12 protein-coding genes are annotated in these 10,740 nt (G+C 37.6%); 6 read left to right on the top strand and 6 right to left on the bottom strand.

What is annotated here, in order from left to right; translation table 11 throughout:
* Positions 1-393: 393 nt before the first annotated feature.
* Entirely contained in the window at positions 394-711 is a 318-nt protein-coding gene (trxA, locus tag ABFR62_10650) for a thioredoxin (protein MEN8138879.1), read from the top strand.
* Between the two features lie 78 nt (positions 712-789).
* Here trxA and ABFR62_10645 read toward each other — a convergent pair whose 3' ends face one another.
* Positions 790-1,527, bottom strand: coding sequence for a Bax inhibitor-1/YccA family protein (locus ABFR62_10645; protein MEN8138878.1), 738 nt, complete (start codon positions 1,525-1,527; stop codon positions 790-792).
* A gap of 243 nt (positions 1,528-1,770) precedes the next feature.
* Here ABFR62_10645 and ABFR62_10640 point away from each other — a divergent pair, with 243 nt between their 5' ends.
* Both ABFR62_10640 and ABFR62_10635 read left to right on the top strand, forming a co-directional pair.
* The gene (locus tag ABFR62_10640; GenBank protein MEN8138877.1) at positions 1,771-3,039 is read left to right on the top strand and encodes a mechanosensitive ion channel domain-containing protein; all 1,269 of its coding nucleotides are present in this window, start codon (positions 1,771-1,773) and stop codon (positions 3,037-3,039) included.
* Positions 3,040-3,042: 3 nt separating this feature from the next.
* Positions 3,043-3,594, top strand: coding sequence for a L,D-transpeptidase (locus ABFR62_10635; protein ID MEN8138876.1), 552 nt, complete (start codon positions 3,043-3,045; stop codon positions 3,592-3,594).
* 17 nt (positions 3,595-3,611) lie between these two features.
* Here the strand turns inward: ABFR62_10635 and ABFR62_10630 are convergent, their stop codons facing one another.
* The 5 genes from ABFR62_10630 to ABFR62_10610 form a co-directional block, all read right to left on the bottom strand.
* Positions 3,612-4,124, bottom strand: coding sequence for a hydrogenase maturation protease (locus ABFR62_10630; GenBank protein ID MEN8138875.1), 513 nt, complete (start codon positions 4,122-4,124; stop codon positions 3,612-3,614).
* A 190-nt stretch (positions 4,125-4,314) separates the two neighbouring features.
* Positions 4,315-5,157, bottom strand: a complete 843-nt coding sequence (locus tag ABFR62_10625) for a DUF4440 domain-containing protein (protein MEN8138874.1) — start codon at positions 5,155-5,157, stop codon at positions 4,315-4,317.
* A gap of 71 nt (positions 5,158-5,228) precedes the next feature.
* Positions 5,229-5,951: a Ni/Fe-hydrogenase, b-type cytochrome subunit gene (gene cybH / locus ABFR62_10620; protein ID MEN8138873.1), complete on the bottom strand. Its 723-nt coding sequence runs from the start codon at positions 5,949-5,951 to the stop codon at positions 5,229-5,231.
* 58 nt (positions 5,952-6,009) lie between these two features.
* Entirely contained in the window at positions 6,010-7,728 is a 1,719-nt protein-coding gene (locus ABFR62_10615) for a nickel-dependent hydrogenase large subunit (protein MEN8138872.1), read from the bottom strand.
* A gap of 69 nt (positions 7,729-7,797) precedes the next feature.
* Positions 7,798-8,895 (bottom strand): hydrogenase small subunit, encoded by a 1,098-nt coding sequence (locus ABFR62_10610; GenBank protein ID MEN8138871.1) that lies wholly within the window; start codon positions 8,893-8,895, stop codon positions 7,798-7,800.
* Positions 8,896-9,247: 352 nt separating this feature from the next.
* Here ABFR62_10610 and ABFR62_10605 point away from each other — a divergent pair, with 352 nt between their 5' ends.
* From ABFR62_10605 to hypB, 3 genes are read left to right on the top strand one after another with little or no spacing between them, the layout of a single operon-like run.
* On the top strand, positions 9,248-9,448 hold the full coding sequence (locus ABFR62_10605; GenBank protein ID MEN8138870.1) for a hypothetical protein: 201 nt from the start codon (positions 9,248-9,250) through the stop codon (positions 9,446-9,448).
* 5 nt (positions 9,449-9,453) lie between these two features.
* A complete protein-coding gene (hypA, locus tag ABFR62_10600; GenBank protein ID MEN8138869.1) occupies positions 9,454-9,813 on the top strand; it encodes a hydrogenase maturation nickel metallochaperone HypA in 360 nt (119 codons plus the stop codon).
* Between the two features lie 54 nt (positions 9,814-9,867).
* Positions 9,868-10,713 carry a hydrogenase nickel incorporation protein HypB gene (gene hypB / locus ABFR62_10595; GenBank protein ID MEN8138868.1) on the top strand — a complete coding sequence of 282 codons (846 nt, stop codon included), beginning with the start codon at positions 9,868-9,870 and terminating at the stop codon, positions 10,711-10,713.
* Positions 10,714-10,740: the final 27 nt, after the last annotated feature.

Here is a 10,740-nt window from a genome sequence, read left to right as displayed (position 1 = left end):
AACCAAAAAGCTCTCTTTTAGTATTCATCCCGGAGCGCTAAGGGTTGTTTCACATCCTTTTACTCCGGTCTTGAGAATACTAAAAGAGAACCAAAAAGCTCTCTTTTAGTATTCATCCCGGAGCGCTAAGGATAGAGCCGGCATCCTTTTTGTCTTTTTATTTCTGCAATGATTAATTCTAAAATAGAAGCTGAAAGACAAAAAGATATAGGCGAAAGCCTGACTTTGTCGATTTTTCATCGACAAAGGAGCGCCCAAATAATTATATCAAACAACTTTATTATCAGATAAATAAATACAATTAAAACTAGGTGGAAAATTGCTGGCGATGGTAAAAAAAATTCTTAAATTTGCTGCTTGAATTTTGGATATAACAATAGAAAATAAATTATTATGGCTTTAGAAATAACAGATGCAAATTTCGAGGTAGAGGTTATTCAATCGGACAAGGTAGTATTGATCGATTTTTGGGCTGCATGGTGCGGACCTTGTAGAATGGTTGCTCCAATTGTAGAGGAGTTGGCTAAAGAATACGACGGGAAAGCAGTAATCGGAAAGGTTGATGTAGATAATAACCCTGCAGTGTCATCAGCATTGGGAATCAGAAATATCCCTACTTTGTTGGTTTTCAAGGGAGGTAAAGTTGTAGATAAGCAGGTTGGTGTAGCTCCAAAAGAAGTTTTAGCAGCAAAGCTTGAGGCTCATATGTAGGATTACTTTGCAATAAAAAATATTAAAAAAACCGGGTTTGAATAAAACCCGGTTTTTTTATACCTGTATTTTTATTTTTTAATTTCGGCTTGAAATCTTAGATAGTAGTCTTAGTATTTCTATGTATAACCATATTAAAGTTACCAGTAGACCAAAGGCTCCCATCCATTCATATTTTTTAGGCAGTTGCTGCATTACTCCCTTTTCGATGAAATCAAAGTCCAGAATCAAACTGAAAGCAGCAATTCCTGTTACCAATACAGAAAAACCAATCGACATTAATGAATTTCCATAGATAAAAGATGTTGATCCGAAAAACGACATAATCCAGCTAATCATATAAACCAAAAATATTCCTCCGATTGCTGATGTTATGATAGATCTGAATTTATCTGTAGCTCTTATTACTCCGGCTTTATAAGCAAAAAGCATTACTGCGAATGTTCCAAAAGTTAACGCAACGGCCTGCATTGGCAACCCCGGATATTTAAGCTCAAACATAGCAGATAACCCGCCTAAGGCCGCTCCTTCGAACAATGCGTATAATGGAACCGTAACTTTAGCCCAATCGTTTTTAAAGATTGTTACCATCGCCAGAATAAATCCTCCGATGAAACCACCCATCATTATTCCGTTTACGTTTCCTCCCTGCATAAATAAATCCCAGGTATAAGCCGCAGAAGCAACAACGAGAATTAAAGAAATTAGTGTTTTATTTACCGTTCCCTGCAAGGTCATAGGAGCACTTTGCACGAAATCAACGTTCTTCCAGATTTTATCCCCGAAAGCCGGGTTAGATGATTTTATTAAACTCATATTCTTTCTTTTAATTTGACGATCAAAGAAACAAAAATTATTCCAAAAAGCAATTCTGCCAAAGTGACATTATGATTAACTCGGATAGTTAATGATAATCCTTTGAAAACCAAAGATGTGTTGTTGTGTGTTTACTTGTTATTTAGGTGTGACAGACCGAAACATATATATTGTTCAGATGAATTAATAAAACAATTGATTAACTTTAGGGTCTTAATTATAAACTGAAACTCTTTTTTTTATATGCAGCTAAATGATTCTAACAAGATAAATGATTGGATAGTTTCCACATTGGAAAATTCAAGTGTTCCTTCCGGTTGGGTTGAGCCAATAATCGTAACTGTGGGGTTAATCGTAGTCGTATTTATAATAATCCTGCTCGATAAGCTGGCGAAGAAATTTATTCTTGCTGCTGTTGATAAACTGATTAGAAAAACTAAAGCGAAATGGGATGATGTTTTTCTGGAGAACCATGTTTTTGATAACGTAGCCCATGTTGTTCCGATAGCTCTTATTGATTACTTCGTTCCTATGTTTTTCGGAAAGTATGATTCCTTTGTTGAAACAGTAGATAAGGTTACCGACTTTGCTTTGGTTTGGATTATCGTGATGGTTTTAATGAGTATCATTTCTTCGTTGACAGAACTGAGTAGGGGAGAAGACAAGTATGTGTCGATTGCAGTACAAAGTTTTTCCCAATTGACTAAAATAGTTATAGTTGTTTTTGCGGCGATTGTTACTATTTCTATTTTGTTAAAAGTGAATCTGGGAGCAATTTTCGGAACTCTGGGTGCTTTAATGGCTGTTCTGATATTGGTTTTCAGGGATACAATACTCGGATTTGTTGCAAGTATACAAATCTCAGTATCTAAAATGGTTAAGATTGGCGACTGGGTAGTGTTACCAAATTATAACGCCGACGGCCCGCTGATTGAGCTGAATCTTATGTCGGCCAAGATTCAGAATTGGGATAAGACTATTACTTCTGTACCAACATATGCTCTGATTTCATCTTCGGTAAAAAACTGGGAGGGAATGTCGGAGGCAGGAGTAAGGCGAATTAAAAGATCTATAAATTTTGATGTTAACACGATAAGGTTTTGTACACAGGATGATATTACACTTTTTAGAAAATACGATTTGTTGAGAAACTTCATAGAGCAAAAAGAAATTGAAATTGAGGAGCATAATAAATCGAAGGCTATAAACAACGATTTAATAATTAATGGAAGGATACAGACTAATATCGGGATATTCAGAAAATATGCAGAACTCTATCTGATTAATCACGAATTGATATCTAAGTCGCAAACCTTAATGGTTCGCCAGTTGCAGGCTACAGAATTCGGATTGCCTCTCGAGGTATATTGTTTTTCTACAGATACTGCATGGGTAAGTTATGAAGGTATTCAGTCTGATATTTTTGATCACCTGTTTGCGGTAGCTAACGAGTTTGGGTTGAAAATATTCCAAAATCCAAGTGGGAATGATGTTTTGTCATTGAAAAATTAATATATGAGGATCGTATATACAACATCTTTGATTTTGATATTGACCTCTTTTTTTGGGGTAGATACTTATTCGCAGGCAAAGATTGTTGTAAATATAAAGCAGCAGAATCTTTATCTGATTCACCGGGGAGATACCCTAAATGTTTATAGGGTCTCAACATCAATAAATGGAATTGGAGCCCATAAAGGATCGCGGAAAACACCTTTGGGAAAACATAAAATAGACTACAAAATAGGGGATGGAATGCCCATAGGAACAATTTTCGTTAGCAGAGAATCTACCGGAAAAATAGCTGAAATTTATAAGGATAAAACAGATGAAGACGAGGATCTGGTACTTACGAGAATCCTGCAGTTAAGAGGCTTGGAGCCCGGAGTGAATTTGGGAGGAAATGTAGATTCATATGAACGCAGGATATACATACATGGTACAAATGAAGAGGGACTTATAGGAGTCCCTGCATCTCATGGTTGCATCAGGATGCTTAATGATGATGTTATAGATCTTTATGACAGAGTAGCTGTAAGTACTATTGTAGAGATCGTTGAGAATTAAAGCTTTATGCTGGTTTTTTACAGTGTAGGCTCCTTATGAGTTACATTTATATTCTTAACAAGTTTTAATACTAAATTTTTCATTTCAGGGAAAGCATCTTCAATCTCTCCGGTTAATTCGATGGATAATTTGTCGTAATCAATAATTGAAACGGCAAGTAAATAAAGATCAGGAAGAGTGTCTAATAGCATCATCCCTTCAATCATATCTTTTAGTCCGATATCGTGTGCACTTAACTGTGGCGGGTAGTCTGTCGAGAACCGGGGACGTATCATCCTGAAATGGCCGGGGTTTTCTCCATCGATAGTTGCGTCGATCATAATCACCGCCTTGTAACCTTCCATGTAGGGCATTAGGTAATATCCGCCCGTTCCACCGTCGAGAAGATGTACGTTTTCGGGCAGATCCTGAGTTTCCAGATATTTTATGAAGTGCACGCCTACACCTTCATCGCCTAAAAGGTAATTGCCGACCCCAAGGATTAGAATATCCCCTTCTTTGATGTTTTCGTTAAAAAAATCTTTTTTCATTGAGCCTGTTTATATACTTAATTTTTTATTGGAGTTGATGTTTACATGTTAAGATGCGGATTATTTTCAAATCAAAAATCGAAATTAACTCCGTTGAATCTTCGATTTCGTTAATCCTTGTTCAATATTGGATTTAAGAACAAGGATTAACGATTTTTGATTTAAGAAGTTTTAAGTCTAAAATGTATAACTACCATTTAGTTTGGGTTGTAATTACCCATTCCTGTTTGCCGTCAACTAAACAATCTTTAAACATTTTCAGGTATTCTATAGCTTTTTCTTCTCCGTATTTAGCTGTAAGGGGAAGCATCATATCATAGCCGTCAGGGCTTGTAGCCGGATCTATAATGTAGAAATAAGTAAATGTTCCATCCTTGTTCGCTTCAACGGGTCTGGTGAATCTTACTGTATTTCTCATTTTTGGATAATATTCGGATGTAGCAGGCTCTAAAATATTAAAATTATAATTTTCAAACTGTTCTACCTTATCCGCTTTGATATGATTCCATACTACCCAAACAGTGTCGTTTAGTGCGGCTCTTACAGGAGGTGCCGGTGGTGCAGGTGGTATAGGATTACTTGTGTTAAAGATATCCTGATACAATTTCCATTGTCCGTTTTCTTTTTTCCAGGTAACGATGTATTTACCCTGGTCTATCATTTGATCACCTTCGGCAAATAGTTTATATCTTCCTTCTTCAATGGCAAAACTTCCATAGCTTTTTGCAGATATGGTATTTAATTCTGCTTTTTTTATTCCCATATTAATACCCTCATTCCAAAAAGCTTCAATAGCTTCTTTTCCTTCAATAATATCTCTGTTTGTAGGGTATAACTTTGCATCTGAGGTATATTTTGAGGCCACAGCTTTTGCATTCCCGGTATTGAATGCTTCTAAGAAACCTTTATTTGCCTCAATAATTTCGGCACTTACATCTGTTGCCACGGGTGCTTTTGTTCCACAGCTGTTGAGAGTGAAAATAATAAAGACAAGTAGGGTTAAACTTCTGATAATTGTGTTTTTTGTTTTCATATTAAATATTTATAATTAATTGGGTTTTAGATAAACTTGATTTACTATATAGGGTTACTTATACAGTTATTTTATTCCTCATGCTCACACTCCATTTCCTCCAGACAATCTTCTTCGATGTATTTGAATCCTCCAACCATCGATGAAGTTTCGCCCCGTCCTTCCACATAGTCGTGGAACAGAACCAGATATACGTGTATTACAGTGAAAATGACAAAGAGCCACATCAAAATATGATGTATGAATCGTACTGTCATCTCGTCTCCAAACATGTCGGTTACAACGGTAAATACCGCCAAAAATTCGTAGGTGCTCATAGGAGCATAGAGAGCTAGACCCGTTAAGGTGATAGCGATTGATAATAGGAATAACCCAAAATATGAGGCTCCTGCAAGTGCATTGTGACCAATACCTATATGCTCTTTAGTGCGGTGAAGGAAAATATCGTACTTAAGTACCTTTCCTATTTCCTTGATAAATTTCCAGTTATAAGGCACAAAATTTCTCCATCCTTCCCATTTGTTACCCATAAATGACCAGTAGATCCTGAAAATCCAGTTGAAGATAAAAATATATGCTGCCGAAAAGTGTATTAAGCGAACCCATCCAAACCAGTAATTTGCGCTGGCATCGGTCCCGATTAACAGAGCAGGAGGATTTCCAATTATCAGTCCGGTAGGAATCAGTAAAGCCAGAACAAAAACATTAAGCCAGTGAAATGTTCTGGTAGGTGCAGAAAATACGTAAACTCTACGCATTTTGCTGTGCTGTTGTTTCATCTGTGTTCTTACCATAATATCTTCATTTCATCATTCAATCATTGTTTCATTTACCCTGAACGTAGCCGAAGGGTTAAAATATCTCCAACTGATGCCTGTACTCACCTTTCTCATCGTATAAATGCACGGCACAGGCCATACACGGATCAAAAGAGTGAATAGTTCTCAATACTTCTACCGGTTGTTTCGGATCGGCAACCGGAGTACCAATCAAAGATTCTTCATAACTCGATCTTTGTCCTTTATGATCTCTTGGTGAAGAATTCCATGTAGAAGGAACCACCATCTGGTAATTATCAACTTTTTCATCTTTAATTTTTATCCAGTGACCTAAAGCACCACGTGGAGCTTCACTAAATCCGATACCTTTTGCCTCAGACGGCCATGAAGATGGTTCCCACTTTTCGGTGTTTGCCATTCTGGTATCTCCGTTTTTGATATTAGTGATAAGCTGATCAAAGAATTCCAATCCCCAGTTTGCTACCAATGCCGACTCGAATGCACGGGCAGCTGTTCTTCCCAGAGTAGAGAATAATGCTTCAACAGGAGCATTAAGTTTAGCCAGACTACTGTCAATTATGTCAACAAATTCGTCTCTTTTAAGAGCATAACCTACCAACATTCTGGAAAGTGGGCCTACTTCCATAGCGTGACCTTTCCATCGTGGAGTTTTCACCCATGAATATTTATCTTCAACATTTAACTGATCGTATGGAGGTTCCGGACCGGTATAATTCATTTTCGATTCTCCGTTCCACGGATGTAAACCAACATCGTCACCGCCATCGTACGAATACCATGAGTGTTTAATAAACTCTTTGATTTCGCTTTCATCTTTAGGATTTACCGGATGAACTTTGCTAAGATCTCTATTTAAAATTGCCCCTGCAGGGAATTTAAAACTACTTGGGTCGTTTATACCATTTACCGGTAGATCGCCAAAACTCAAATAATTATGTAATCCGCCTCCAATTGCTGCCCAGTCTAAATACTGAGGAGCAATGGCTAACACATCCGGAATGTAAACCTGATCGACAAAAGTCTTGGCATCTTTCAATACCTGATGAACAAAGTTTAATCTTTCCATATTTATCGTACCCGGCTCATCCATATTTATCGGTGCCGCCATACCGCCAACCAAATAATTTGGATGCGGGTTTTTACCGCCAAAGATTGCATGTACTTTAACTATTTCTTTCTGCCAGTCTAATGCTTCAAGGTAGTGAGCTACTGCCAATAAGTTTACTTCAGGCGACAGCTTGTACTGCTTGTGCCCCCAATATCCGTTTGCAAATATTCCCAGTTGCCCCGACTCTACAAACTTTTTAATCCTGTCCTGAACAGATTTAAAATATCCCGGAGAGCTTTTTGGCCACGGCGATATACTTCTTGCAATAGCTGAGGTCTGATTAGGATCAGCCTTTAATGAAGCAACAATATCAACCCAGTCAAGAGCGTGCAATTGATAAAAATGCACAACATGATCCTGAAGGTACTGCGATGTAAACATTATATTTCTAACCAATTCGGCATTTGGAGGGATTTTTATGCCAAGTGCATCTTCCACAGATCTTACCGATGCCAGTGAGTGGACAGTTGTACAAACTCCGCAAACCCTGCCTGCAAATGCCCAAACATCTCTTGGATCCCTACCTTTTACGATCTCTTCCATCAGCCTCACCATTGTTCCTGAGCTGTATGCATCCGTAACAATACCATTTTTTACTTCAACCTCTACACGCAAGTGTCCTTCAATACGCGTTACGGGGTCTATTACAAGTCTTTTTGCCATGATATTCTTTTTTTGAAGAGAACTCCTTTCAAAGTTCTGTTTTGTTATATTGATTTTGGTTTATGCCTATTAATTATTTAGATCGCCATCTTTGATGTGCTTATCTACAATTTTACCTTTTCTGATATAAGTTGCCACAGAGTGAGCAGTAACACCTACAGCAACTCCAACTGCTGCTGCTGCACCAATCTTATCTGCTGTGGCTTCAATCCCGGCTCCGGCTACATTCGGAATCCTTTCGTAGAAAGGTACATCCCAGAATCCGGCCTCACTACAGCCCAGACACCCGTGCCCCGATTGTATAGGATAAGAAATTCCTTCGTTCCATTTGGTTGTAGCACATGCGTTATAGGTAGTAGGTCCTTTACAACCTACTTTATATAGGCAATAGCCTTTTTTAGCGTTTGCATCATCGTAGGTTTCAACAAATAAACCTGCATCAAAATATGGACGTCTGTAACACGTATCGTGAACACGTCGTCCGTAGAAAGCTTTTGGCCGTCCATGTCCGTCCAGTTCAGGTACTTTACCGAATACAATGAATTGAGTTATTATTGCTGCCATCACTTCACCTATCGGTGGGCAGCCCGGTACCTGAATTATTGGTTTGCCGCTAACGAATTTTTCGATTGGTTTTGCTCCTGTAGGATTTGGATATGCTGCCTGTACACCTCCGTTTGAAGCGCAACTTCCCCAGGTAACAACAGCCTGTGCTCCTTTTGCTGCTTCCTCCAAAATATCGGTAGCCTTTCTTCCTCCAATTACGCAATATACACCATCATTGGCTGTTGGAATTGCACCTTCCACTAATAATATATAATTACCATAGTTCTTTTTTAATGAAGTATGAAGAGCTGTTTCTGCAGCTTCACCGGATGTAGCCATTAAAGTTTCCGTATAATCTAATGAAATAGTATCCAGCAAAATATCTGCAACTAGCGGGTGTGATGTTTTTATAAATGACTCAGTACATCCTGTGCATTCCTGGAAGTGTAGCCAAATCACTGTTGGCCTGACATTAGTTTCTAGAGCTTTTGCCACTTGGCCTATTGCTGACGATTGTAAGCCCATATATGCGGTCATCATAGCAGCCAGTTTCATGAAATCTCTACGTGAATAACCTTTATCCAGCGATTCTTGGTAAACGGTTTTATTCTTCGTTTTCATAGCATACGGTTTATAAACATGACAGGCATGCCATTAAAACAATAGCATGCGATTTATATATAATAATATTATTGTCTGTTTATAAAAGTATGTATGCCTCTGTATATCAAAGGCTCGCCGAAAATCTTTCTAATCACAATTTTGCTATATTAATAGGCTAACAAGGTGGAGGTAAATAGCAAAATATTCATAATGGTCACTAAATCAGCGTAATAAAGTTAGATAACATATTGTATATATACAACATTTGAAATATAATTTATATGTAGACTTCATAAAAATAAATGAAATTAGTTTGATTGATTCACAAGTATTTATAAATTTAACATGAATAACATAAAATAACTCTGATATGATATCTTCAATTAAAAAGTACATCTTCTCAGTACTGATTTTATTAGCAGGAAATAATTTATTTGCACATGAAGGGCATGGTAACTATGAAGATTCTTTACTTCATTATTTCTATTCGTTAGAACATATTGCGCTAATAGCTATTGCTATAGTTGCGTTGATTGCTTTATTCAGGCTGTATAAAAGGGTTAAAGCATAGGTTTTATGCATGAACTTTCAATTGTGATGAGTATTGTTGATATCGCTGAGGAAGAAGCTAAGAAAAACAATGTAACTCATTTTGATGAAATAGAATTACAGATAGGTACATTAGCAGGAATTGAATTTTCTGCGCTGGAGTTTTCATGGCTGCCGGGAACCAAAAATTCTGTATTGGAAGATGCTGAACTTACTATTGATAAAATTCAGGCACAGGGTCGTTGTATGGATTGTGAAGAGGAATTTGATATTGATAATTTTTTTACTCAGTGTCCTAAGTGCGGGTCTTATTTAGTTGAAGTTTTTCAGGGAAAGGAATTGAAGGTGAAAAGATTGATAGCGAGATTACAGGATGTGAAATCATAAACTTGCCCTGAGCTTAGCCGAAGGGTCTAAAATCAACATTCAAAAATATAAATTATGTGTACTACATGCGGATGCGGCTCAGATGAGGATGAAGTTAAAATCACTTTGGCCGGCGAAGAAAACGAACAAGTCCATCAACACAGTCATGACGGACACAGTCATCATCATCCACACGGTCACAGTCATCATGATCATAGTCACCATGATCAGCATCATCATCACGGTCAAGATGGACATACTCATGATCACTCACTTTACAAAACCATTGATCTGGAGGTTGATGTATTAAGTCAGAATAATTTATTGGCAGAAAGAAATAGAGGTTATTTCGAAGCGAAGAATATACTTGCACTAAACCTTGTCAGTTCACCGGGTTCCGGTAAAACAACATTGCTCGAAAGTACATTGAAAGCGGTAAACAATAAGCTGGACTGTTATGTTATAGAAGGCGATCAGCAAACAATGAACGATGCTAACCGGATTAATGCAACAGGTGTTCCGGTGGTACAGGTAAATACCGGGTCAGGTTGTCATTTAGATTCGGATATGATTAACAAGGCAGTAAAAAAACTTAAACCAAAAGAAAATTCAATAGTCTTTATAGAAAATGTAGGGAATTTGGTATGCCCGTCGATGTTCGATCTGGGTGAAGAAAAAAGGGTTGTAATAATGAGCGTTACCGAAGGAGATGATAAGCCGTTGAAATACCCCGATATGTTTCAGTCATCGAATTTATGTATCATTAATAAAATAGATCTGGCTCCATATGTGGATTTCGATATTGAAAAATCTATCGAGAATGCGAAGAAGGTAAATCATCATCTGGAGTTTATAGAGTTATCAGCCACAACAGGTGAGGGTATGGAGAAGTGGATTGAGTGGTTGGAGAGAACGGTTTAAAGACAGAAAAGACTAAAGATAAAAGAC

Source organism: Bacteroidota bacterium, assembly GCA_039714315.1.
Taxonomy (GTDB): Bacteria; Bacteroidota; Bacteroidia; order Flavobacteriales; family JADGDT01; genus JADGDT01.
Note: the sequence above shows the minus strand (reverse complement) of the source record. Positions and strands in the feature narration are given on the sequence as shown.

Coding starts and splice junctions, on each gene's coding strand:
- trxA (MEN8138879.1), top strand. CDS start 394: ATGGCTTTAGAAATAACAGATGCAAATTTCGAGGTAGAGGTTATTCAA.
- ABFR62_10645 (MEN8138878.1), bottom strand. CDS start 1,527: ATGAGTTTAATAAAATCATCTAACCCGGCTTTCGGGGATAAAATCTGG.
- ABFR62_10640 (MEN8138877.1), top strand. CDS start 1,771: ATGCAGCTAAATGATTCTAACAAGATAAATGATTGGATAGTTTCCACA.
- ABFR62_10635 (MEN8138876.1), top strand. CDS start 3,043: ATGAGGATCGTATATACAACATCTTTGATTTTGATATTGACCTCTTTT.
- ABFR62_10630 (MEN8138875.1), bottom strand. CDS start 4,124: ATGAAAAAAGATTTTTTTAACGAAAACATCAAAGAAGGGGATATTCTA.
- ABFR62_10625 (MEN8138874.1), bottom strand. CDS start 5,157: ATGAAAACAAAAAACACAATTATCAGAAGTTTAACCCTACTTGTCTTT.
- cybH (MEN8138873.1), bottom strand. CDS start 5,951: ATGGTAAGAACACAGATGAAACAACAGCACAGCAAAATGCGTAGAGTT.
- ABFR62_10615 (MEN8138872.1), bottom strand. CDS start 7,728: ATGGCAAAAAGACTTGTAATAGACCCCGTAACGCGTATTGAAGGACAC.
- ABFR62_10610 (MEN8138871.1), bottom strand. CDS start 8,895: ATGAAAACGAAGAATAAAACCGTTTACCAAGAATCGCTGGATAAAGGT.
- ABFR62_10605 (MEN8138870.1), top strand. CDS start 9,248: ATGATATCTTCAATTAAAAAGTACATCTTCTCAGTACTGATTTTATTA.
- hypA (MEN8138869.1), top strand. CDS start 9,454: ATGCATGAACTTTCAATTGTGATGAGTATTGTTGATATCGCTGAGGAA.
- hypB (MEN8138868.1), top strand. CDS start 9,868: ATGTGTACTACATGCGGATGCGGCTCAGATGAGGATGAAGTTAAAATC.